At 67.4% G+C, this 22,709-nt stretch carries 17 protein-coding genes and 1 pseudogene; 5 read left to right on the top strand and 13 right to left on the bottom strand.

All coding sequences use genetic code 11. The features are described 5' to 3' along the window. The first annotated feature begins 42 nt into the window (after positions 1-42). The 3 genes and pseudogenes from RYJ27_RS02560 to RYJ27_RS02550 form a co-directional block, all read left to right on the top strand. Positions 43-2,829: a DUF1156 domain-containing protein gene (locus tag RYJ27_RS02560; protein WP_228177893.1), complete on the top strand. Its 2,787-nt coding sequence runs from the start codon at positions 43-45 to the stop codon at positions 2,827-2,829. A gap of 5 nt (positions 2,830-2,834) precedes the next feature. After that, complete coding sequence (locus RYJ27_RS02555; protein ID WP_330171211.1) at positions 2,835-6,224, top strand: DUF499 domain-containing protein; 3,390 nt, start codon at positions 2,835-2,837, stop codon at positions 6,222-6,224. Positions 6,225-6,244: 20 nt separating this feature from the next. After that, positions 6,245-7,426: pseudogene (locus RYJ27_RS02550) on the top strand (OLD family protein); the annotation flags it as partial. Between the two features lie 538 nt (positions 7,427-7,964). Here RYJ27_RS02550 and RYJ27_RS02545 read toward each other — a convergent pair. Further along, positions 7,965-8,729, bottom strand: a complete 765-nt coding sequence (locus tag RYJ27_RS02545; protein WP_330171210.1) for a type I restriction-modification system subunit M N-terminal domain-containing protein — start codon at positions 8,727-8,729, stop codon at positions 7,965-7,967. Positions 8,730-8,833: 104 nt separating this feature from the next. Beyond that, positions 8,834-9,349, bottom strand: coding sequence for a hypothetical protein (locus RYJ27_RS02540; RefSeq protein ID WP_330172083.1), 516 nt, complete (start codon positions 9,347-9,349; stop codon positions 8,834-8,836). On the opposite strand from RYJ27_RS02540, the gene RYJ27_RS02535 reads away from it, so the two are divergent. Next, positions 9,234-10,553, top strand: a complete 1,320-nt coding sequence (locus tag RYJ27_RS02535) for a nuclease-related domain-containing protein (RefSeq protein WP_330171209.1) — start codon at positions 9,234-9,236, stop codon at positions 10,551-10,553. The genes RYJ27_RS02540 and RYJ27_RS02535 overlap by 116 nt on opposite strands. Positions 10,554-10,586: 33 nt before the next feature. Here the strand turns inward: RYJ27_RS02535 and RYJ27_RS02530 are convergent, their stop codons facing one another. From RYJ27_RS02530 to RYJ27_RS02505, 6 genes are all read right to left on the bottom strand, one after another. Continuing rightward, positions 10,587-11,243, bottom strand: a complete 657-nt coding sequence (locus RYJ27_RS02530) for a histidine phosphatase family protein (protein ID WP_330171208.1) — start codon at positions 11,241-11,243, stop codon at positions 10,587-10,589. Between the two features lie 186 nt (positions 11,244-11,429). Further along, positions 11,430-12,224 (bottom strand): ABC transporter permease, encoded by a 795-nt coding sequence (locus tag RYJ27_RS02525; RefSeq protein WP_330171207.1) that lies wholly within the window; start codon positions 12,222-12,224, stop codon positions 11,430-11,432. Further along, positions 12,221-13,003 carry an ABC transporter permease gene (locus RYJ27_RS02520; protein ID WP_330171206.1) on the bottom strand — a complete coding sequence of 261 codons (783 nt, stop codon included), beginning with the start codon at positions 13,001-13,003 and terminating at the stop codon, positions 12,221-12,223. Before RYJ27_RS02520 ends, RYJ27_RS02525 begins: the two co-directional genes overlap by 4 nt. Further along, positions 13,000-13,791, bottom strand: coding sequence for an ABC transporter ATP-binding protein (locus RYJ27_RS02515; RefSeq protein ID WP_330171205.1), 792 nt, complete (start codon positions 13,789-13,791; stop codon positions 13,000-13,002). The genes RYJ27_RS02520 and RYJ27_RS02515 overlap by 4 nt, the downstream gene beginning before the upstream one ends. 10 nt (positions 13,792-13,801) lie before the next feature. Continuing rightward, entirely contained in the window at positions 13,802-14,857 is a 1,056-nt protein-coding gene (locus tag RYJ27_RS02510; protein ID WP_330171204.1) for an ABC transporter substrate-binding protein, read from the bottom strand. Positions 14,858-14,925: 68 nt separating this feature from the next. Beyond that, positions 14,926-16,569, bottom strand: coding sequence for a thiamine pyrophosphate-binding protein (locus RYJ27_RS02505; protein ID WP_330171203.1), 1,644 nt, complete (start codon positions 16,567-16,569; stop codon positions 14,926-14,928). 124 nt (positions 16,570-16,693) lie between these two features. Here RYJ27_RS02505 and RYJ27_RS02500 point away from each other — a divergent pair, with 124 nt between their 5' ends. Then, on the top strand, positions 16,694-17,596 hold the full coding sequence (locus tag RYJ27_RS02500; protein WP_330171202.1) for a LysR family transcriptional regulator: 903 nt from the start codon (positions 16,694-16,696) through the stop codon (positions 17,594-17,596). Between the two features lie 100 nt (positions 17,597-17,696). On the opposite strand, the gene RYJ27_RS02495 is transcribed toward RYJ27_RS02500, so the two are convergent. From RYJ27_RS02495 to RYJ27_RS02475, 5 genes are read right to left on the bottom strand one after another with little or no spacing between them, the layout of a single operon-like run. Further along, the gene (locus tag RYJ27_RS02495; RefSeq protein WP_330171201.1) at positions 17,697-18,893 is read right to left on the bottom strand and encodes a multidrug effflux MFS transporter; all 1,197 of its coding nucleotides are present in this window, start codon (positions 18,891-18,893) and stop codon (positions 17,697-17,699) included. Further along, positions 18,890-20,308: an FAD-dependent oxidoreductase gene (locus tag RYJ27_RS02490; protein ID WP_330171200.1), complete on the bottom strand. Its 1,419-nt coding sequence runs from the start codon at positions 20,306-20,308 to the stop codon at positions 18,890-18,892. Before RYJ27_RS02490 ends, RYJ27_RS02495 begins: the two co-directional genes overlap by 4 nt. Before the next feature lie 41 nt (positions 20,309-20,349). Further along, the gene (locus RYJ27_RS02485; protein WP_330171199.1) at positions 20,350-21,411 is read right to left on the bottom strand and encodes a polyprenyl synthetase family protein; all 1,062 of its coding nucleotides are present in this window, start codon (positions 21,409-21,411) and stop codon (positions 20,350-20,352) included. Then, positions 21,408-22,151: a demethylmenaquinone methyltransferase gene (locus tag RYJ27_RS02480; protein ID WP_330171198.1), complete on the bottom strand. Its 744-nt coding sequence runs from the start codon at positions 22,149-22,151 to the stop codon at positions 21,408-21,410. The genes RYJ27_RS02485 and RYJ27_RS02480 overlap by 4 nt, the downstream gene beginning before the upstream one ends. Then, the gene (locus tag RYJ27_RS02475; protein ID WP_330171964.1) at positions 22,148-22,690 is read right to left on the bottom strand and encodes a DUF402 domain-containing protein; all 543 of its coding nucleotides are present in this window, start codon (positions 22,688-22,690) and stop codon (positions 22,148-22,150) included. Before RYJ27_RS02475 ends, RYJ27_RS02480 begins: the two co-directional genes overlap by 4 nt. Positions 22,691-22,709: the final 19 nt, after the last annotated feature.

Below are 22,709 nucleotides of genomic sequence, written 5' to 3'. Positions count from 1 at the left end.
GATTCAGGCGACACGACTAACGGACCCACGAGAGATGCATCAGTGAACGCAGCACCCAAGAAGAAGCTCATCGAGACGTCTCTGCCGCTCGAAGCCATCAACTTCGCCGCCGCTCGTGAGAAAAAGTCGATCCGCAAAGGGCTACCTCTGATGGTGCACCTTTACTGGGCGCGCCGCCCTATTTCGGTCGCACGCGCCGTTCTCTTCGCCCAGCTGGTCGACGACCCTGCGTCTCGTCCGGAAGAGTTCCCCACAGTCGATGCGCAGGACGCGGAGCGTGCACGACTGCATCGACTGCTCGAGCGGCTGATCATCTGGGAGAACAGCAATGATGATGCGCTTCTTGCCCAGGCGAGAGCGGAAATCCGCAAGAGCAACGATGGCAAGCTACCCTCCGTCCTGGACCCGTTCGCCGGCGGTGGGGCCATTCCACTCGAAGCGCAGCGGCTGGGGCTCGAAGCGCACGCGAGCGACCTAAACCCCGTCGCGGTCCTCATCAACAAGGCGCTCATCGAGATTCCGCCGACCTTCGCCGGCCGACCACCTGTCCATCCAGGCGCTGCTGGGACCCGCAATGCGTGGGGCCGCTCCGAGGGATTGGCGGAGGATGTTCGCGCGTACGGCAACTGGATGCGAGACCAAGCCGAGCGGACCATCGGGCATCTTTACCCCAAGGTCACCGGACCAGACGGTACGCAGCACACTGTCATTGCCTGGATCTGGGCCCGCACCGTCAATAGCCCGAATCCGGCAAACCCAATCGAGGTTCCGTTGGTTCGCTCCTGGTGGCTGAACAAGAAGAAGGGTAGCGAGGCGTGGATCGAAGCCCGGGTTGTCGGCAGAAAGATCCACTACGAGGTGCACAATGACGCCAACGGCCCGAAGGGTGATGACGACGGCACCATCAAGCACGGGAAAGGCGCCCGCTCGGTTGCTGATGGCACACCCTTCACGTATGACTACGTCCGCGAAGCGGGGAAGCGGGGCGAGCTTGGAGCACACCTCATAGCCGTAGTGGCGGAGGGCGCGCGCGGCCGACTCTACCTATCGCCCACTGCAGAGCAGGCCGCGGCCGCGGCGGTCGATCGTCCGGATTCATCTATCGATGCCGACGTACCAACGAACCCCCGTTGGTTTTCGCCACCGGCCTATGGATTGACGAAGTTCTCCGACCTCTTCACCAATAGGCAGCTCGTTGCGCTGACCACGCTGAGTGATCTCGTCGCGGACGCCCGCGAGAAGGTCCGCGACGACGCGCTTGCCGCGGGTCTCCCGAAGGGCGACCGACTCGAGAATGGAGGGACTGGCGCGGAGGCTTATGCAGATGCCGTCGCAACGTATCTCGCGCTGGCGGTCAGCCGAGAAACCAACGCCTCGTCATCAAGTTGCGGCTGGGACAGCAGTCTCCAGAAGATCCGAAACGTGTTCTCTCGTCAGGCCATTCCCATGGCGTGGGACTACGCAGAGGCGAATGTGTTTTCGACATGGTCTGGAGGGTTCATAACCCAGATCGATGGAATGGCCGACGCCATCGACCGTCTCCCGGCGGGACGTCGAAGCACCGCACGTCAGGCGGATGCCTCGACACGTGACTACTCGGGCGCCGTCATCTCCACCGACCCGCCCTACTACGACAACATCGGTTACTCGGACCTATCGGACTTCTTTTACGTCTGGCTGCGACGATCTCTTTCAACGATCCACTCGAAGACGGTTGGGACTATGCTCACTCCGAAGTTCGAGGAGCTTGTCGCTAATCCGTACCGACATGATGGCAAAGCAGGAGCGGAGAAGTTCTTCATCGAGGGCTTCAACTCGGTCTTTGCCCGAGTCCGCGAGGGCGCAGACCCGAATGTCCCGCTGACTGTCTATTACGCGTACAAGCAACAGGAGGCCAACGCCGAGGGGACCTCCTCTACCGGCTGGCACACGCTACTGGACGGTCTCATTGACTCTGGGTGGGAGATAACCGCGACGTGGCCCATGCGAACCGAGATGAGCGGAAGGCTAATCGGTTCAAATGCCAACGCCCTGGCCTCTTCGATTGTCCTGGCTTGTCGCCCCCGCCCGAGCGATGCGCCTACGACGACCCGACGAGCGTTCGTGGCCGCACTGAAGGCGGAGCTCCCAGAGGCGCTACGCACGTTGATGCAGGGCGCGATTGCACCCGTCGATCTCGCGCAGGCGGCAATTGGACCCGGCATATCCGTGTTCTCCCGGTACTCGCGGGTGCGGGAGGCGGATGGCTCCGACATGAGTGTGAAGGACGCACTCCTGCTCGTAAACGCCACGCTGGACGAAGTAATCGGCGAGCAAGAGTCGGACTTCGATCCCGACACTCGGTTCGCAGTCAAGTGGTATCGCCAATACGGCTGGACCCAGGAGAACTCCGGCATTGCTGACCAGCTTGCGCGCTCTTCCGATACGTCGATCGGAGCGCTTGAGCGCGGGGGCATCTTCGAGGCAAAGGGCGGGAAGGCGCGACTTCTCTCGCCGACCCAGCTTGAAGGCGCATGGGACGTGAGCGCCGACGAGCGCGTCAGCGTGTGGGAGGCGACGGTTCGCCTTGCGGCGGTGATGGCAAAGCACGGAGCCGATCAGGTCGCTTCCCTGCTTCCTTCAGTTCAGACGCGGGTGAATCTCGACGCGGTGAAGGAGTTGGGATTCCTGCTATTCCACGAGGCCGAGAAGAAGCGCGACACCAAAGACGCGATTCTCTTCAACGGGCTGGTGAGTGCGTGGGGTGACGTGAACGAGCAGGCGCGAAAGCACGCCGGTACGCCGCGGGCCGTTCAGCAGGCGTTCGACTTCGATGAGGATGGGGACTGAGCTCGATGGCGATGAACAACCGTGATCGCGTGGGAAAGGCCTTCGACCTGTTGTCGGAGGGTCTGCTCGATTCCGTCGATGAAGTGATGACCGCAGCCTACGGTACGTCGGATTGGCCTGCCGCGTGGGCACAAGAAGACGCGCAGCGCCGGGGTGGACTAGCCCGAACGCTGACTAAGCATGATGTGCAGGTGCAGCTTCGCGCGATCACCGAGCAGGGCTACCGGTTCAAGGACGTGCTGTCGCGTGCGCAGCAGGGTTTCGGCTCAGAGCTCCGCGAGACGCGAAATCTGTGGGCGCACAACGAGCCGTTCAGTTCTGATGACGCGGCGCGCGCGCTCGACACGATCGAGCGACTGCTTCATGCCGTTGGAGCGGTGGACTCGGCCGAGGACGTCCGTAAGCTCCGGGTCGACCTACAGCGCACGGTCTTCGAGGATCAGACGCGTAAGCAGGTCAAGCGGACGGCAGTGACGCTCGACCCGGGTTCGGGGTTGCGGCCGTGGCGCGAGGTTATCCGCCCGCACGATGATGTGGCACGCGGCGAGTTCACGGCATCCGAGTTCGCTGCCGACCTGCATCTCGTGCGAACCGGTCAGGCGACGAGCCCCGAGTATGGCGACCCGGTCGAGTTCTTTACCCGCACCTACCTCACAGAGGGTCTGCGGGATCTGCTGTCGCGCGCGCTCCGACGCGTGGGCGGCGGGGACGGCAACGCGAGTCCGGTCGTCAACCTGCAGACCAACTTCGGTGGTGGCAAGACGCACTCGATGCTCGCTCTCTACCACCTCTTCAGCGGCACCCCCGCAAAGGACTTCCCGCAGGAGCTGCAGGAGCTCATCGCCGAGACCGGAAACCCGGATCTTGCGGCGCTGGGCGTGAAGCGCGTCGCGCTCGTCGGCACGTACTTGAAGGCGGGATCACCTCTCATTAAGGACGACGGGACCGAGGTGCGCACGCTCTGGGGCGAGCTCGCGTGGCAGCTCGGCGGCCGCGCGGCGTACGACCTCATCGCAGACGATGACCGTGCTGGGACGAACCCCGGTGAAGCGCTGCGGACGCTGATCGCGAAGTACTCGCCGGCGCTGATCCTGATCGACGAGTGGGTCGCGTACGCCCGGCAGCTCGTCACGGACAAGGAGCTTCCGTCAGGCTCGTTCGAGACACAGTTCACGTTCGCGCAGTCGTTGACGGAGGTCGTGCGGTCAGTGCCCGGCGCGATGCTCGTCGTCTCGATCCCGGCATCTGATACCGGTGATGCGGGTAGCGGTAGCGACATCGAGATCGGTGGCGCCAACGGCCAGCTTGCGCTGGAGCGCCTGCAGAACGTGATCCGCCGGGTCGCCGACCAGTGGCGACCGTCGAGCAAGGACGAGTCGTTCGAGATCGTCCGCCGCCGGATCTTCCAGGCGCCGAACGCTGAGGGCTTGACCACGATCTCCGCCGTAGCTCGCAGCTTCGTCACTCTTTATCGGAGCAACACCGCCTTATTCCCCCGGGATGCCGCGGCACCGAGTGACGACTACGAGCAGCGCATTCGCGCGTCGTACCCGCTGCACCCCGAGCTGCTGGATCGCCTCTACGAGGACTGGTCAACGTTGGAACGGTTCCAGCGCACCCGCGGCGTGCTCAAGCTCGTGTCGTCCATCGTGCACGAGCTGTGGGCTTCGAACGACACGTCCCCGCTGATCCTCCCCGGCAACGTGCCGCTGGAAGCGACGACGGTCAACACCGACCTCACTCAGTATCTCGAGGACCAGTGGAAGCCGATCATCGACTCGGACATCGACGGTCCGGGGTCGATGGCGCAACAGATCGACCTCGACCGCCCCAATCTGGGCCAGCGGTTCGTGACGCAGCGGATCGCGCGAACGATCTTCATGGGAGCTGCCCCGAGGATCAAGGCGTCGCGGAAAGGCTTGGATAAGCAGTACGTCTGGCTCGGAACCGCGGCGCCCGGTGACACGCTCGGCAACTTCGGCAGTGCGATCGAGCTGCTCGCGCAGCGGTCGACGTACTTCTACGAGGAACAGGGCCACTATTGGTTCGACACTCAGCCGTCGGTGACGAAGACTGCGAACGACTATGCCGAGCGACTCCGCGAAGACGTCGAGACCGTGTGGAACGAGATCACCGAGCGACTTCGCAGCGAGGAACGTGCGCGCGGTGTCTTCGATCGAGTTCACGTCGCGCCGGCATCCAGCGCCGACATCCCCGACCTCGAAGACGCGCGCCTGGTGATCGTCCACCCGCGCCACTCGCGGCGGAAGTCCGACGGTGCCAACTCCTCAGCCCACCAGTGGGTGCGCGAGGCGATCGAGACCAAGGGCGCCAGCCAGCGCGTGCACCGCAACACTCTCGTGTTCCTGGTGGCCGATAAGAGCGAGCTGGAGAGCCTGGAGGCCGCTGCTCGCAGCTATCTCGCGTGGAAGCGCGTGCAGGCGACCAGCGAGAGCCTCAACCTGTCGGTACAGCAGCGCAAGCAGACCGACGACTGGGTCACGCGCCTGGATCGGACCGTCTCGGATCGAATCCGCGACACCTTCGTGTGGGCGGTCTACCCCGAGCAGTTCGACGCCACCAAGCCGTTCGAGCTGATCACCGACAAGGTGCCGGACTCGAGCGGCCGCTCGCTTGCCGAGCGCGTCGCCGCAAAGCTGTCCCGCGACGATCAGCTTGTGACCGAGCTGGGTGCGCCGATCCTCGGAGCGACCCTCCATCAGGAGCTTGGGCAGCTGTGGCGCGACAAGGGCGAGATCAGCGTTGGCGAGTTGTGGGGCTACTTCACGCGCTACGTCTACCTGCCGCGCCTCGTCAAGAGGGAGACGCTCGACTCCGCGATCGAACGCTCGCTCAACTCGGTCCTCGTCGACGGCGAGAAGTTCGCGATCGCGTCAGCGAAGGACACTGAGGCCAGTCGCTACCGCGGACTGATCGTGCCGCCTGCGCAGAACGCCGCGCTCCAGGTGACCGACAGCACGCTCCTCGTGGACTGGAACAAGGCCGACGAACAGGCCTCTGCAGATCGTGCCGCCGCCGCTCGAGAAGCCGCCCGGCGCGCAGCAGAGGACGGCGCCGCCGAGGTCGGCCCGGTGGACGTCGTCTTGATCGATGACGAAGCAGACGAGGAGGGATCGAACGAAGAGAGCTCCGCGCCGCGACGCCCGAGCCGCTACTTCAGCTCCGTGAAGGTCGACCCCGACCGGTACTCGCGCGACATCGGAAACGTGACTCGCGAAATCATCGACCGCCTCGCCGGCGCCGGCGCCAAGCTCGAGATCACCATCGACATCCAGGCCAGCAAGAGCGACGGATTCGACGAAGGCGAAGTGCGCACGATCTCCGAGAACGCGCGCGTTCTCAAGTTCGACCCGAGCTCCGGTTTCGAGAACTGACCAGAGTCTGGACACGATCAATGACCCGATTCCTCGTGTCGGCGGTAGCGCCGAATGGTGGCAGTATCGACCGTCAGCAGGTTGACGCGGGCAGTGAGCGGGAAGCTGCAGATCAGTTCCTCGCCATCCACACCTGGGACCCTCCGCTCAAGGTGACGTCCATCAGTCGAATGCCGACTGATGGTGACAAGTTCCCCGACTCGGTCACCATCAGACGAGCTGGCGTCTTTGGGATCGACTCGGTTGGCTCTGAGCACGAATTCATCGAGATCTCGGACTGGTCGCACCCAGTCCAGTACTTCGTCGGGCGAAATGGCAGCGGAAAGTCAAAGGCCGCTCGCGCGATCGCCTTGGCCACAGGCGAGCGGATCCTGACAACCGATCGCCTGGTCGGGTTGATGAACGTTGTTAACCACGGCTGGGGTTCAACACCCACCGAGTACCGCGGCGTCCCAATCGGCGAGGAAGAACGCCGACAGATCCTCGAGATGGCAAGGCTCGCTGGTCTCGCGACCACTGAGCTCTATGCGCTTCGTGAGGAGCCAGAGGTCCTGCTACGCGTTGCAGCTTTCATCCGTCGCGCTCTCGGGCGATCCATCGAACTGCGCGAAACAGCCGGATTCCTAGACCCGTACGTGCGCATGGGATCAGTCGAGTACTCGTTGCTTCGAGACGAGGGTCACGGTCTTCGCGAGCTGGTGGTCCTCCTCGCCGCGGTCTATCGAGATGACTGGCGGTTGCTTGTTGTCGATGAGGCGGAACTCCACCTGCACCCCTCCATGGCCAGGCTGTGGCTCGCCGAGCTGAACAGAGAATGCGAGCAGTCGGGACGATCCGCGATCGTAGTCACACACGAGCCGAGCTTCTTGCGGCCACGACTCGCCAGCGACTTGGCGTCGATTTGGGTCTTCGGCGCCGGATCGCCGCCGCGCCGGATGAGCGAGAGCGTCTTGGATGTGCAAGCGGACCGCGTGGAGGCTTCGCTCGCACAGAATCCACAACTGGTAAGCGACATCGTGTTCTCGCCCCGACCTGTTCTGCTCGAGGGTGTGACGGATGTCGCCGCGATGTCTACAACTCTTACACGCGTCGCGTCGGCGGAAGTGGTCGCGCAGACAGATCTCGTCGACTGCGGCGGGAGCGGCGGTGTGGCGTTATGGCTGGAGATCTGCACGAAGCTGGGCTTGGACGTACGCGCGGTGTGTGATCTTGACGCGCTGTTCGACCCCGAGATGCAGCGCACCCTCGACTCACTGCCGGGGCTCTCAAGTGCAATCACGGAGACGTTCGCCGAGAGCCCCGGTCGGATCTCAACGGTGCTGCGTCCCCTAATCCGCAAAGCGGATGAGGCTAAGGTTCCGAGCGATCCCGCATCGAGGGGAGCTTGGTTGGCCGGTCTCGATGACGAGTCGACTGCGGAGGGCATCCGAAAGGCGCGGCTCCTCACTTTGCTTGCGGACCACGGGGTGTGGGCGCATCCGCAAGGCACGTTGGAGCAGGTTCTAGCTATCGATCGCAAGGGCGTCGCTGAGGCACGTGCCGCAGCCTCGGTGACCTGTGACCTCGACCCCGCCGCGGTGTGGTCCGCCTACGAGCTTGACCTCCATGGCGACGTTGAAACGCTTCTCGCAGTGGCCGTGGAAAGAGTCGCGCACTCGATCATGGAAGCCCTCAGAGAGGACCCATCGGCCCAGTTTGGTTCGCCGGTCGGAACATCCGCGCAGGCTGACGCGCGCCTCGTCAAGGTCCTTCCGGTTGGCGAAGGCGTGCACAGGCTGGAAGTGATTGCGCCGGCTGCCTTCGCAGGGTGGTGGCTCGAGTTCTCACGGGAGAGCAGAGCGACCGACTTGAACCTCCAAGCACCAGCCTGACCGGCGCTTGGATGTCTCTTGAGACATCCGACTTGCGCATAAACGCTGGGTCGATGATGAGATCGTCGGGGCGCGGCCGCTGCAGGTCGACCATGAGCTGGATGATGTGCCGCGCCGTGCGGAACTGCCCGTTGGTGCCGCTCGTGGCGAGCTTCGAGAGCATGTACTCGTAGATGTCGCCCTTGGTGTCACGATCTTCCATCGGGATGTCGTGGAGGAGATCGACGACCTTCGTCAGCAGCGCGGGCGTCGGGATCGTGAACCGCGCGTCGCGCATGTTGCGGGCGTAGCTCGAGCCCTCGGCGCCGAGCCGTCGCAGCCACGGGAAGACATGCTCGGAGACGACCTCGAACATCTCGGAGGGTGCGAAATTGGTGAACTGGCTCCAGCGCAGGTCGCGGTACGGCCGCCGGCTCGGCAGGTCGCTGTCGTAGCCGTCGGGGAAGACCGGGTTCTCGACCTCGTCGCCGAACCGCGCGGCCTTCTTCTCGGCGAGAAGCTGCAGGTCGTCGAGGCGCTTGATGAACAGCAGGTAGGTGATCTGCTCGATCACCTCGACGGGATTGGCGATGCCGCCTGACCAGAAGGCATCCCAGACCTTGTCGACCTGGCGCTTCAACTCACCTGTGACCACACCATCTCCCGTCGCGCGTACAACGTTCCCACGCTAGCCGAGGGGTAGGACGGTGACGTCGTGTCCGTTGGCCTCGCCGCGCGGCGCAGGCAGGTGCAGCGGCATCACTGTTCGAGGTTCTTGCGCCACTCCTGGTAGGAACCCGATTCGAGCACCTCGCCGGTCGCGTCATCGATGAAATCGACCGTCACCTCGACATCATCCGGGGAGGCTCCCGCGAACTGTTGGTACAGCGCTCCCTGGATGTAGAAGCCGAGTACGAGCATGCTCTCGAGCGGCGAGAACTGCTGACGGTCGACCGAAACACGGAAGCTCGTCATCGCGTTGTCGATTTCCACGTCCGTGACGGAGTTCGACGTATCGGAGACCATGTCGTCGATGGAGTCCTGCGCGGACGAGCGCATCTCCGCCAACATCTCGTCGCGTTGCGGCTTGCTCATCGTGTAGACGACCGACTCACCGTCCACGACGGCCGTCATGCCCTGCGCGTCAGCGGCCGCCACGATGTCGTCGTCGGCCAGCGAGCCGTCAGGGTCGATGAGAGACCGGGCCACCCGCACGTCGACCGAGACCAGATCCTCTTCGACCTCGACGGCGGCAGGCGTGGAGTCGGCATCCACCGCAGCTCCCTCGCCACTCTCGGCAGAGCAGCTGCCGAGGACGATGACGGTGCTGACAATCAGCGATGCGAGCGCGGTACGGGCTGGTTTGTGCATGAGTTCCCTGGATTCGACGTGCGGACGATCTCGACCCGCCCCTGCGATCGTACAGAGCGCAGGACGCGGGCTTCAGCTCAGAACCCGACGCTCTCATAGTCTGAACTCGGAGGGCGCAAGACGAATGAGTGACGCACAGATGCGACTGCGCTACAGAGGCACATGCCGCCTCTGCAGCAACGACCTTCCGGCAGGAACGACCGCGATCTACGAGCGCACGACGCGAACGACTCGATGCCTGGATTGCGGTCCGCCCGCACCCGCTCCAACGACCGCGACTACCGTGCCCGCGACAGCAGCATCCGTGGCAACTCCGTCACCCGAACGCACGCCCGTTGGTGATCTCCGTCTCCGCCCGCCCGCGGCAGCGGTGATCGTCGAAGCACTGCGCGCTCAGGAGAGCGCTCCACCGCGTTCGGGCGCGGCGCGCCTGTTCGGGGTGAGCCCGCTCACCCCAGAAAGCCAACCTTGGTACCTCGGTGCCATCGGTGAGCTCGAAGTGGCGCGGATGCTGGATCAACTGGGGGCCGAGTGGCACGTCGTGCATGCGGTCCCCGTCGGCAACGGGGGAAGCGACATCGACCACGTCGTGGTCGGACCCGGCGGCGTCTTCACGATCAACTCGAAGTATCACCAAGGGCAGAAGGTCTGGGTGGCGAGCAAGCGCATCCTCGTCGGTGGTCACCGCACCGACCACCTGCGCAACGCTCGACACGAAGCCCGACGCGTCGCGAAGCTGCTCACCCGAGCGACGCTCGCCGCAGTCGTGGTACGACCGATCATCGCAATCGTGGCCGCCCGGGAGATCACCTTCAAAGAGCGACCGGAGGACGTCTCCGTCCTACGGTCGCATCAGCTCGCCCGATGGCTTCAACGGCAACCAACCGTCTACTCCTCGGCTGAGACGCAAGCGCTCGCCCGGGCGATCAACGACATACAGACGTGGGGTGCAGCCACCCCCGTCGAACCTGATCTGATCGCGTTCGCGAAGCTGCGAGAGTCGGTTGCTGCGGCCCGACGTCGACGGCGTGTCTGGGCTGTCGGCATCCTGGCACTCCCCTTCGCGGGTCTCGCCCTCGTCCAGCTCGCACCGTTGCTGCCGTTCTGACCAACGGGCGGCGTCGGCACGCCGGCCCCTGCATCACGACTCCGACGGCACCAGCGGCAGCTCGCGGCCGTAGTTCCACGAGAGGATCGCCGGCTGCTCGCGGTAGAAGCTCAGCACCGACACCGATCCGGCATCCAGGGTGATCTGTGCGCCGAACCGGGGCGCCATCCGCAGGTACACCGCCGTCAGGATGCGCAGGAAGTGCCCGTGCGCCACCAGCGCGACATCGCCCTCCGCCATTGCGGGCAGCACGCGTGTGAGCACACGCGATGCGCGCCCGGCGACCTCTTCCACCGTCTCGCCGGGCGTCTTGCCCCGAACCACCCCGTGGGTGAACGTGCTCCAGTTGTAGCCGAGCTCGGCACGGATGTCGCGCGTCGTGCGCCCCTCATACCCGCCGTAATCCCACTCCACGAGCAGCGGATCGACCTCGGCATCCAGGCCCGCCAATTCCGCGGTCCGGCGCGCCCGCTCCAGCGGCGACGTCAGCACGAGCGAGAAGTCGTAGTCCGCGACCAGCTCGCCGGCGCCGCGGGCGAGATCCTCCCCACGAGCTGTGAGCGGGATGTCGGTCAGCCCCGTGTGCCGTCCGGTTCTCGACCACTCCGTCTCGCCGTGTCGCAGGAGCACCAGCTTTCCCGACGGGTTGTCGGGCGCGGGACGATCGGGCAGCGGATCGAGCGTCGGCATAGCCGCAACCGTACCGTGTGCTAGATCAGGACGCTCCCCCGGATGCGGGTCGTGCTCGCCCCACCGACCCACACCACGGCGTCGTCGTCGCGGCGACCCGGGCGAGCAGGTCGGGCTCGACCAAGCCGCGAGGTCGAGCAGTCGCCATCGCCCGAACGCTCCGAGACTCACCGAGCACTCGAGAGATCACCGTCCGGCGACTGAGCGGGCAGCCGCCGGTCGCGTCCTTCTCTGCCACGGCAGCACCAGCGGAGTGACCAGGCGGAAGAGCACATTGATCAGCAGGCCCAGCAGCCCGACGATCAGGATGCCCGCGTAGACCTCGTCGATCGCGAACTGCTGACCCGCCCGGCGGATGGCGGCGCCCAGACCGAATTCGGCGCCGACGAATTCCGCGGCGATCAGGGTGATAAGACAGGTCGCCATCCCCAGACGCAGCCCGTTCAACAGGCCCGGCGCGATCGCGGGGAACAGCAGCCGGGTGAAGAAGCGGATGCCGGTGGCCCCGAAATTGCGGCCCGCCTCGATCAGATCCGTCGGCACGTCGCGGACGGTGCCGCGCGTGCTGATGATGATCTGGAAGAAGGCGGTCGCGAACGCGGTGATGATGTACGCGACCTCGCCCCGCCCGACGATGATGATGAAGAGCGGGAGAAGCGCGATCTTCGGCAGCGGATAGAGGGTGTCCGTGATGGGACGGATGAGCAGCTCCACGGTCCGCCACCGGCCCGATGCGACACCGATCGCGACGCCGAAGACCGCGGCGAGCGCGAACGCCACGATCAGGCGCTGGACGGTGAGCACGAGGTCGAGACCCAGTCGGCCGTTCACGAGCTGCTCGAACGCCGTCGCGACGATGTCGCTGAGCGGCGGGAAGAACCGGGGGTCGAGCAGGCCCGTGCGCGTGACCAGCTCCCACACCACGATCACGACGATGGGGATGGCCCAGGACTGCGCCCAGCGCCGAACCGTCGGGGTCATATCTGCGCTCCTCGCACATCGCGTCGCCACGGCAGGAGACGGTCGGCCACGGCGTCGAATCCGACGCTGCTGATCAGTCCGATCACCGCGATGATCAGCAGCGCCACATACATGTCGGTGACGCGCAGGATCTGCCAGTTCGACCACAGGAACTGGCCGAGACCGTTGGGGGCGCCCACCATCTCGATCGCGATGACGGCGATCAGGGTGAACCCGAGCGACACCCTGATGCCGGTGACGATCGATGGCAGCGATCCCGGTACGAGGATGCCGAAGAACCGTTTGGCCCCGCGGGAGCCGTAGTTGTCGGCCACCTCCAGGAGCGTGCGGTCGATGCTGCGCACCCCTGCGACGGTGTACAGGATCATGACGATGAGGGGCGTGACGAGCGCGGTCAGGATGATCGCCATCTCGGTACGCCCGAGCAGGAACGTCAGGAACGGGAAGAACAGCACTCCCGGGATGGGGTAGAGGAACGCCAGGATCGTGTGCGCGCCGCGGTCCATCCACTGGGAGGCGGTGATGGCGATCCCCACACCCACTCCCAGGATGACGGCCAAGACGATCGTGACGAGCACGCGCAGCACGGTCGCGATGATGTCGCCCCCGAGCCCGGAATCGGGTTCGAAGATGATGACGCTGCGGGCGATGATCTCGGTCGGCGGCGGGAAGAACGTGGCACGGATGACTCCCGTCCGGCTCAGGATCTCCCATGCCAGAAGGATGACCACCGGACCGACGAACAGGGCCCACTTGTCGCGAAGGCCACGCCAGCTCACCTGTCGTCCACCGCCATGGCCGCCTGCACCTCGTCGCGCAGGTGGTTCCAGATGTCCTGCGACAGGGCGGCGAACTCAGGCGTGCCCCGCAGTTCGGGCGTGCGGTCCGGCCCGAAGTCGAGCTCGACGATGTCCCGGATCCGGCCCGGGCGAGCCGACATCAGCACGACACGATCGGAGAGGAACACCGCCTCGTCGATGGCGTGCGTGATGTAGAGCACCGTCGGCTTCGTCTGCTGCCGCAGCTCGAGGATCTGCTCCTGCAGCAGCGTGCGCGTCTGCGCGTCGAGAGCACCCAGTGGTTCGTCCATCAGCAGCACCTCGGCATCCTGTGCGAGCGCCCGGGCGATGCCGACCCGCTGCTTCATCCCGCCGGAGAGCTGATGCGGATAGAAGTCGCCGAAGCGCGCCAGGCCGAGGCGCGCCAGCTGCTCGTTCGCGATCCCGGCGGCATCCTTCTTCGGGACGTTGCGGTTACGCGGACCGAACATCACGTTCTCGCGCACCGACATCCACGGGAAGAGCGCGTGCTCCTGGAACACCATCGCCGTCTTGGGACGATCCGGCTGGGAACTCTCGATCTCGACCGTGCCCGATGACGGTTCGTACAGACCCGCGACGAGACGCAGCAGGGTGGACTTGCCGCAGCCCGACGGCCCGACGATCGAGACGAACTCCGCTTCGGCGATGTCGAGCGAGACATCCTCGAGCGCGGTGACCTGCTCCTTGCCCGGGAACCGCTTGCTCACGTCGGTGAGCCTGACCTTCGGCTGCATCTGCACGCTCATCGGCTCCGCGTCAGTTCTCGAGGGCGGCGTCGCGCCAGCTGAAGTCCCAGATGTCCTCCTCGGGGATGATCTCGTCGTAGTTCAGCGACCCCTGCTCCATGAAGAACTCCTGGTAGCGCAGCAGCACATCGAAGTCCACGCTGAGGTCGGCCGGGATGTGGTGCTGTCGCGAGGCGGCGACGACGGCCGGGTCGGCGCCCGTGTACTGCTCCACGAGCTCGAGCATCTCGGGGGTGTCCCATCCGTTCGCGGCGAGGTCTTCCGCGGCCATCGCATAGGCGCGCATGAAGTCCTCCGCCACCTGCGGGTTCGCCTCCGCCCAGTCCGTGTTGTAGATGATCCCGGTGAACGGCAGCGGCTCTTCATCCGTCGGCGTCTCCCACGGGCGGTAACCCGACCCGTTGCCCTCTGCCTGCGTGGGGAATGGCTCCGAGAGGATGCCGGCCGCGATGCCCCCGTTCGCGAGCGCCGGGACCTGGTCGGGGAACGGGATGTATTCCAGCGCGATGTCATCCATCGACAGCCCGCCGCGCTCCAGCGCGAAGCCGAGCAGCGCCTCGGTCACGACGCCCGGCGCGTTGACGGCGAACGTCTGCCCCGCGAGCTGCGACATGTCCTCCGCGACGGCGGCCGCCTCTTCCGACGAGCCCGCGAGCTGCGACGAGACGATGAAGTAGTCCTCGATGTAGCCGGCGTGCATCGGGGCCACGTACCGCACGGGCAGGCCCTCGTCCACGGCGTTGTACGCGGCCGAGCCGATGCCGGCGAACCCCGCGTCGTACTGGGCGGTGGCGACGCCGGTGATCGACTCGTTTCCGCTCGCGACCTCGACGAGTTCGACGTCGATGCCGACCTCTTCGGCGTACTTCTCGGCCGTCACGAAAAGGGGCAGCGACGAGCCGGTCGCGAGGTAGGCGACCCGGATCGTGCCGCCTTCGCCGCCGGCGTCGTCGTTGCCGGACGTGGCGCCCTCGGGATCGGCCGCGCAGCCCGCGAGGACCAGGACGGCGGCGGCACCGGTGGCGACGAGCGCCTTGCGGGAACGGATTGCTGTGTTGTGCATCATGGTGAAACTCCCTTGTTTCTGTTGCGATCGAGTACTCGAACGGCCGCGTCGATTCGAGGCCGCTCCTTCTAGTGACCGTGTTCCCGTGCCATGAGCCAGGACGGGCGGCCGGTGATCTTCGCGTCGATCACGAGGGGGCGGGTGCGATCCGACTCCAGCCAAGCAGAGATTCCGCTCAGGTCGTCGAGGGAGCGCACGGTCACCGCGTCGCACCCGTAGCCACGCGCGATTGCGGCGATATCGGTGTCGGGGAAGCGGACGATCTCCTGCTCCGCGGGTGAGGAGTCGGGGAAGAGGTGGATCTCGGCGCCGTACGCGCTGTCGTTGAAGGCGACGACGATCAGGCCGAGCTGCAGGCGCACCGCCGTCTCCAACTCCACCGCCCCCATGAGCAGCGATCCATCGCCCGTGCCGAGCACCGTTATCCGGTCCGGACGCGCGACCGCGGCACCGATCACGCTGGCCAGCCCCAGCCCGATGGATTGGAAGGAGAGAGGCAGGACGTAGCCCTCGTCGTCGGGGACACGCAGGTGGGCGCCCGGGTAGGCGTTGACGTTGCCGCCGTCCACCACGACGACGCGTTCGGAGGGCAGCATCGCGTCGAGCGCATTGATGAGGGCGGCGGGATCGACGAAGCCCGCCTCATCCACCGCTTCGACCGCCTGGTCCGACCAGTAGCGAGCCCCGCGGATCCGCTCCGCGACGGCGGGGGTGCGGTACCCGGTGTTCGTCGTCCCCGAGGCTGCCAGCGCGGCGACGGCCGCTCGGGCGACGGCGCCGGTGTCGCCGACGATGCCAAGGTCGACCAGGCGGTGCTTGCCGATGGCCTCGACGCGGTCGTCGACCTGCACGAGCGTCGCCTTCTCCAGCAGCGTGCCCCCGCGCGTCGTCCAGTTGTTCAGAGCGACGCCGAAAGCGACGATCAGATCCGCGTCGCGGACGAGCTCTGCCGCACTGTCGGTCGCGAACCCGCCTACGACATCGAGCGCCCATTCGTCGCCCTCGAAGACGCCCCGCCCACCGCCCGAGGCGATCAGCAGCGCGCCCGTCACCGCGGCGAGCTCACGCAGGTCTCGCTTGGCGACACGCGCACCCCGGCCGCCGATGATCACGGGGCGATCCGCCCTCGCGAGCATCTCGCCTAGCTCGGACGCATCGGCGGTCGCCACGATCGGCGTCGGCACACGGAGATTGGACGCGGGCCGCGGGCCGGGATACGCGATCTCGCGCTCCTGCAGGTCGACGGGGAGCGACAGCACGACGGTGGTGCGCTCGACCTGGGCGACCCGGAATGCGCGAGCGGCATCGGCGAGCGCGGTGCGGGCCGAGTGGATGCGCATCGGCGTCGCGCCGACGGAGCGTGCCGCGGCATCCTGGTCGATGTGGAAGTTCGACGTGACGTCTCCCACGGCGGTGTCGGCGGCGAGGACCAGCAGCGGGGTGTGGCATTTCGCGGCCTCGGTGATGCCGGTGAGCGCGTTGGTGAGCCCGCAGCCCTGGTGCAGGCTGAGGGCGCTGACGTCGCCGGTAATCCGAGAGTAGGCGTCGGCCATGGATGCCGCACCGGCTTCGTGTCTTGCCGCGACGAAGGATGCGCCCGACGCGATGAGCGCGTTCGTCACCCGGAAGTTCCCGCTTCCCACCACCCCGAACACCTGCGATACGCCCAACTCGGCGAGCATCCGGCCGACGGCGTCGGCAACCTTCATCATCTGCGTCACTGCACTGATTCCGTTTCTCAGGTCATCGGCGACCTTCCTCCACGCTAGGTTCGCGCCCGATCTTCGTCCAATGAATGATCAACATCTGCGATATTCGCCAATGTAATAATGGACCATGCTCGCCACCATCGATCTGAACCTGCTCCGGACCTTCGTCGAGGTGTATCGAGCGAGGAACCTCACCTCGGCCGCCGAGACGCTGCGGGTCTCCCAGCCCGCCGTCAGCCACGCCCTGAAGCGTCTGCGCACCCACTTCGACGATCCGCTCTTCGTCCGCACCGGCACGGGGGTGCGCCCGACGCGATTGGCGGTGGACCTGTACGCCGACGTCAGCGGTCCGCTCTCGCGAATCGTGGCGCGGACCGAGGACGGCACCCGCTTCGACCCCTCGTCATCCCGCCGCCGATTCCGCATCGCGCTCACCGACCTCGGGGAGGCGGGGCTGCTGCCGCGCATCCTGCTCGCAACGGCGGAGGTGGCGCCGGGGATCTCCATCGAGGTGGTGCCGCTCGACATAGAATCCGTCGCCCACGACGTGCTGTCGGGCGACATCGACGCGGCCATCACGAGTTCGCCGGTGATCGGCCCCGTGCACCAGGAGATCCTGTTCCAGGATCGCTACGCCTGCCTGGCCCCGTCGGATCTCGACCACGATGACGGGCGGATACGGGTCGAGGATCTGCGCAGGCTGCCCGAAGCGAGGGTCGGGGCGGCGGCGGGGCACCGGGCCATCACGGAGGCGGTCACCACGCTCGGCGCGGGCGTGATGTCCAGCGTCCCCCAGGTCGAAGTGCCGCGTTTCACGTCCTTGCCGTGGATCGTCGCACGCTGCGGATACGTCGCGATCGTTCCCATCGATGCCTTTGCCGCGCTCGCCCTGCCCGCGGGGGTGAGGCTGCTCGAGCTCCCGTTCCCCTCCCCGACCACCTCCGTGCACCTCATCTCCCACAACGACGCGGGCGCGACGTCGTCGACCGCGTGGCTTCTCGACACGATGCGCTCGGCGCTGGCCGCGTGAACGGCGCCTCGCCGGCCGCGAACGGTCGCGACACGCCGCAACGGGAGTGTGCCGCGCGGCGTGTCGCGACCGTTCGCCGGGAGGGAAGGGCGAGGGGGCGTCAAGCGGGCGGACGCGGGCGCGCGGCGCGGGCCGCCGCGAGGATGCCGATCGCCCCGCAGGTCACGACGATCACGGCCATGGGGACAGCCGTCCCCTCCCCCGCGAGCCCCACCAGCGGGGAGAGCGCGGCCGCGGTCGTGAACTGCCCCGCCCCGAGGAGGGCCGAGCCGGCACCCCGGCGCCCGTCGGCGCGGGCGAGAGCGAGGGCCGTGGCGTTCGACATGATCAGCCCCGTGCCCGCACAGAGCGGGATGACGAGAGCCAGGAACGACCACACCTGCAGGATGCCGGCGGCCGAGAGGACGACCAGGACGATCCCGGCGCCGAGGAGCATCCCCTGGCCCACCGCGAGCATCCGGCGCGGGCCCACGCGGGGCGCGATCGCGGCGTTGACGAGGTTGGCCACGACCATGCCGGACGCCCCGATCGCGAAGGTCAGCCCATACTCGACGGGGTCGAGGCCCAGCACCACCTGGGCGACGAACGGGGATGCCGAGAGGTAGGCCATGAGCGCGCCGAACCCGAGCGCGAACGCGACGAGATAGCCGCGGAAGCCCGGCTCGCGCAGCAGCCCGCCGAGGCCGCGCACCACCGCGCCCACGCCGCCCCGCGCGCGCCGGTCGGGCGGCAGCGACTCGGGGATCACGACGAGCGCGAGGACGAACATCATCGCGGCGAAGACCGCCATCGCCCCGAGGGTGCCCCGCCAGCCCCATACCCCCGCGAGGATCCCACCCACGGGAGGACCGACGATGGGACCGAGACCCACGAGCGTCATGATGAGGCTGAGCGGTCGCACCGCCTTCGCCGGGCCCGCGAGATCCACCGCGATCGCGCGGCCGAGCACCATCCCGACGGCGCCGGCGAACCCCTGCACGGCCCGCAGGGCCACGAACACCTCGATCGACGGCGAGAAGACCATCGCGGCGGATGCCAGCGCGAACACGGCCATGCCCGCGACGAGCACCCGCCTGCGGCCGAGCCGATCCGACAGCGGACCGAGCAGCAGCTGCCCGCAGGCGACGCCGACGAGGAAGCCCGTCAGCGTCAGCTGCACCGCAGAGGCGCCCGCCCCGAGGTCCGAACCGATGTCGGTGAACGACGGCAGGTAGAAGTCGACCGCCACGGGGCCGACCGCGGTGATGAACCCCAGCGCCGTCAGCAGCGCCGGGGTGAGCCGAGGCTCGCGCCTCACTCGCCGCGGGAGATGCGCACCATCTCCTCGCGCGGCACCACCTTGATGCGGGCACGCTCGTGCGGCCTGCCGAGGGCGACCTCGTGCTCGTCGAGGCGGTGCCAGCCCTCGAGGTCGGTCCAGGCCACGCCCCGGGACGCGAGGAGATCGGGGATCGCCGACTCCGAGGGGTCGGCGGGCTGCCACCACGACGCCTGGTCGTTGATGAGGTGACGCACGGTCTCCATCGCGTCGGACTTCGTGTGACCGATGAGCCCGACGGGGCCCCGCTTGATCCAGCCCGTCGCGTAGACGCCCGGCACGCGCTCGTTGGAATCCTTGTGAAGCACCTGGCCCTCGTGATTGGGGATGACGCCGTGACGCTTGTCGAACGGCACCCCGGGAAGCGGGGAGCCGAAGTACCCGACGGCGCGGTACAGCGCCTGGATCGGCACCTCGCGCAGCTCTCCCGTGCCGGTCACGCCGCCCTGCCCGTCGGGGCGGGTGCGCTCGTACACGAACGAGGACACGCGGCCGTCGGCATCCTTTCTGACCTCGACGGGCCTCGCCCAGAAGTGAAGGTGGAGCCGTCGCGACGCCTCGCCGCCTGCATTGTTGACGGACGGGCGCTTGCGCCAGGCCTGCAGCACCCGGTCGATGACCATGACCTGCTTGTTGCTGGCGATCGCCGCGCGGGATGCGTCGTCGTAGTCGAAGTCCTCGTCGTAGACGACCATGTCGACATCGCGCAGCTCGCCGAGCTCGCGCAGCTCCAGCGGAGTGAACTTCACCTGAGCGGGGCCGCGGCGACCGAAGACGTGCACGTCGGTCACGGGCGATGCCTTCAGACCCTGGTAGACGTTCTCGGGCACCTCGGTGGGCAGGAGGTCGTCGGCGTGCTTGGCCAGCATGCGCGAGACGTCGAGCGCGACGTTTCCGTTGCCGATCACGGCGACGGACTCCGCCTCGAGGGGCCACGTGCGCGGCACGTCGGGGTGGCCGTCGAACCAGCTGACGAAGTCGGCGGCGCCGTAGGAGCCGGCCGCGTCGATGCCGGGGATGTCGAGCGAGGTGTCCCGGATCGCACCCGTCGCGAAGATGACCGCGTGGTAGTGCCGCTTGAGGTCGTCGAGGGTGATGTCCTCGCCGAAGCGCACGTTGCCGAAGATGCGGATGTCGCCGCGGTCGAGCACCTCGCGCAGGGCGGTGATGATGCCCTTGATGCGCGGATGATCGGGGGCGACGCCGTAGCGGACGAGCCCGTAGGGCGCGGGGAGCTGCTCGAAGAGGTCGATCGAGACGTCGAACCTGCGCTCGGCCTTCAGCAGGATGTCCGCCGCGTAGATGCCCGCCGGCCCGGCGCCGACGATGGCGAGCCGGAGCTTGGTGTCGTGGGAGGCCGGCGCGTGGGTGTTCGTCGCGTGAGTGTCCGCCACGTGGGGGTCCTTTCGGGTGAGGAGGAGACGGGCGAGCCGGCTCAGCTGCTGCGGTCGGCGACGGCCTGCGCGAAGCGCGTGAGCGCCTCCCGCACCGCCCCGGCGGGCAGGGGCTCGAGCGCGTCGATCGCGGCGCGCGAGTACTCGTGGGCCAGCGCGAGCGTGTCCGCCGTCGCGGGGTGGTCGCGAAGCGCCGCCAGGTCGGCATCCAGGATGCCGGGGTCCGCGCCGTCGGCGATCCTCGCCACACCCTCGTCGATCCGGGCGCGGAGCGCGACCGACGCGTCATCCGACATCCGGCCGAGCAGCAGGTAGGGCATCGTCGGCACCCCGGCGCGAAGGTCGGTGCCGGGCACCTTCCCCGTCTCGTCGGGATCCGCGGAGAGGTCGATCACGTCGTCGAGGAGCTGGAACGCCACGCCCGCCTTCTCGCCGAACAGAGCCATCGGCTCCTCCAGCTCGGCGGGGCCGTGGGAGAACACGATGCCGGACTGCGCCGACGCGGCGATGAGGGAGCCCGTCTTGTCCGAGAGCACCTGCAGGTAGAAGTCGACGGGGTCGTCGCCGGACTGCGGCCCCACGGTCTCGTGCATCTGCCCGAGGACGAGTCGCTCGAACGTGTCGGCCTGCAGCTTGATGGCCCGCTCGCCGTACCGCGCCATGATCTGGCTGGCCCGGGAGAAGAGGAGGTCGCCGGTGAGGATCGCGACGTTGTTGCCCCACACGGCGTGCGCGCTCGGGACCCCGCGCCGCACATCGGCGCCGTCCATGACGTCGTCGTGGTAGAGCGAGCCGAGGTGGGTGAGTTCCAGCGCGGCAGCGGCCTCCACGACATCCTGCGTCGTCCCCTCGCCCAGCTGGGCGCTCAGGAGGGCGAGCATGGGGCGGATGCGCTTGCCGCCGGCCTCGTAGAGGTAGCGGCTGGTGGTGTCGGCCAGCGCGTCCGACACGCGGAGCTCATCGGCGAGGGCGGCCTCCACGAGATCGAGGCCCTCCTCGATCGTGCGCAACAGCTTGCGCGAGCGGGGACCGGCAAAGACGCGCTCGGTCATGCCGAGGCGGCTCGCAAGGCGCGAGCCCGGGGCGGAGGGGCTCGGGGTCACCCGTTCAGCCTACCGGCGGGCTTGACCCCCCGGTGCAGGGCGACGATCCCGAAGGAGAGATTGCGGTACTCCACCTGCGCCCATCCGGCCTCGCGCATCCAGCGGGCGAGGGTCGTCTGGTCGGGCCAGTCGCGGATCGATTCGTTCAGGTAGTCGTAGGCGTCGGCGTTCGAGCTGACCGCTCGCGCCACGATCGGCAGCACCCGATCGTTGTAGAAGCGGTAGAGCCCGGCGAAGGCGGGCGAAGGCGGGTGCGAGAACTCGCAGACCACGATCCGGCCGCCCGGCTTGGTGACCCGCCAGAGCTCGGCGAGAGCCTTCCTCGGCTCGTTGACGTTGCGCAGCCCGAACGACATCGTGACGGCGTCGAACTCGTCGTCGGCGAACGGCAGGTCGGTGGCGTCCGCCTCCACGAACTCCAGGTTCGGCACGCCGGAGTGCCGCCGCCGGCCCTCCGCGATCATCCCGGGCGAGAAGTCCGCCGCGACGACGTCGGCGCCGTTGCGGGCGAGGGAGACAGAGGATGCCCCGGTTCCCGCGGCGAGGTCGAGCACGCGCTCCCCCGCCCGCGGCCCGACGGCGCGCGTCGTCGCGACCCGCCACAGGCGGTCGTTCCCGATGCTGAGGACGGTGTTGGTGCGGTCGTATCCGCGCGCGACGCCGTCGAACATGCCGCTGACGGCACGCGGATCCTTCGCGAGGTCGGCGCGCGTGCGGTCGGGTTCGGATGCGGCGGTCACCCGTCGAGTCTAGGCGCGAGTTCCGCCAGCACGGCGAGCCAGCGGGCGGCCGTCGAGGCCTCGTACGGGGCCTCGTGGGCGCGCACCCGCCGCTCCAGATCGGTGGCGAGCGCCTCCAGCCGATCGACGACGTCGCGGGGATAGCCGTAGCGCGCCCGGTGCTCCTCCCACTCGTCGACGTCGTCGATGTACACGCCGCGCTCCGAGTGGTCCACGACGTCGAGGTCCATGTCGATCCCCGAGGGCTCGCCTTCTGGCGACCAGCGCACATCCCACGCGAGGTCGATGTAGACGCGCGTGCGGTGCGGCGGGGCGTTCATCGTCAGGGCGTGGTCGCCCGAGGGCGGCATCAGCGTCACGTTGTCCTGCGGCGCCAGCACGTCCCGGCCGGGTCGCACGCTCTGCCACCCCGCCCGCTGCCCGAACCAGTCGCCGTGCTCGTCCGACCCGAGGTAGACGCACTCGTGCACCCAGTGCACGCCACCGTCCCACTTCCGCCACCGAAAGGAGAGCCGCTTCCCCGCGGCGGGCCGAGCCATCACGGTGCGAGTCTAGGCT

This window comes from Microbacterium limosum (assembly GCF_036324365.1).
Lineage (GTDB): Bacteria > Actinomycetota > Actinomycetes > Actinomycetales > Microbacteriaceae > Microbacterium > Microbacterium limosum.
This window is presented reverse-complemented; position numbering and strand designations above follow the sequence as displayed.

Coding starts and splice junctions, on each gene's coding strand:
- RYJ27_RS02515 (WP_330171205.1), bottom strand. CDS start 13,791: ATGAGCGTGCAGATGCAGCCGAAGGTCAGGCTCACCGACGTGAGCAAG.
- RYJ27_RS02475 (WP_330171964.1), bottom strand. CDS start 22,690: ATGGCTCGGCCCGCCGCGGGGAAGCGGCTCTCCTTTCGGTGGCGGAAG.
- RYJ27_RS02500 (WP_330171202.1), top strand. CDS start 16,694: ATGCTCGCCACCATCGATCTGAACCTGCTCCGGACCTTCGTCGAGGTG.
- RYJ27_RS02535 (WP_330171209.1), top strand. CDS start 9,234: ATGTCGTCGTCGGCCAGCGAGCCGTCAGGGTCGATGAGAGACCGGGCC.
- RYJ27_RS02525 (WP_330171207.1), bottom strand. CDS start 12,224: ATGACCCCGACGGTTCGGCGCTGGGCGCAGTCCTGGGCCATCCCCATC.
- RYJ27_RS02510 (WP_330171204.1), bottom strand. CDS start 14,857: ATGATGCACAACACAGCAATCCGTTCCCGCAAGGCGCTCGTCGCCACC.
- RYJ27_RS02530 (WP_330171208.1), bottom strand. CDS start 11,243: ATGCCGACGCTCGATCCGCTGCCCGATCGTCCCGCGCCCGACAACCCG.
- RYJ27_RS02505 (WP_330171203.1), bottom strand. CDS start 16,569: ATGATGAAGGTTGCCGACGCCGTCGGCCGGATGCTCGCCGAGTTGGGC.
- RYJ27_RS02555 (WP_330171211.1), top strand. CDS start 2,835: ATGGCGATGAACAACCGTGATCGCGTGGGAAAGGCCTTCGACCTGTTG.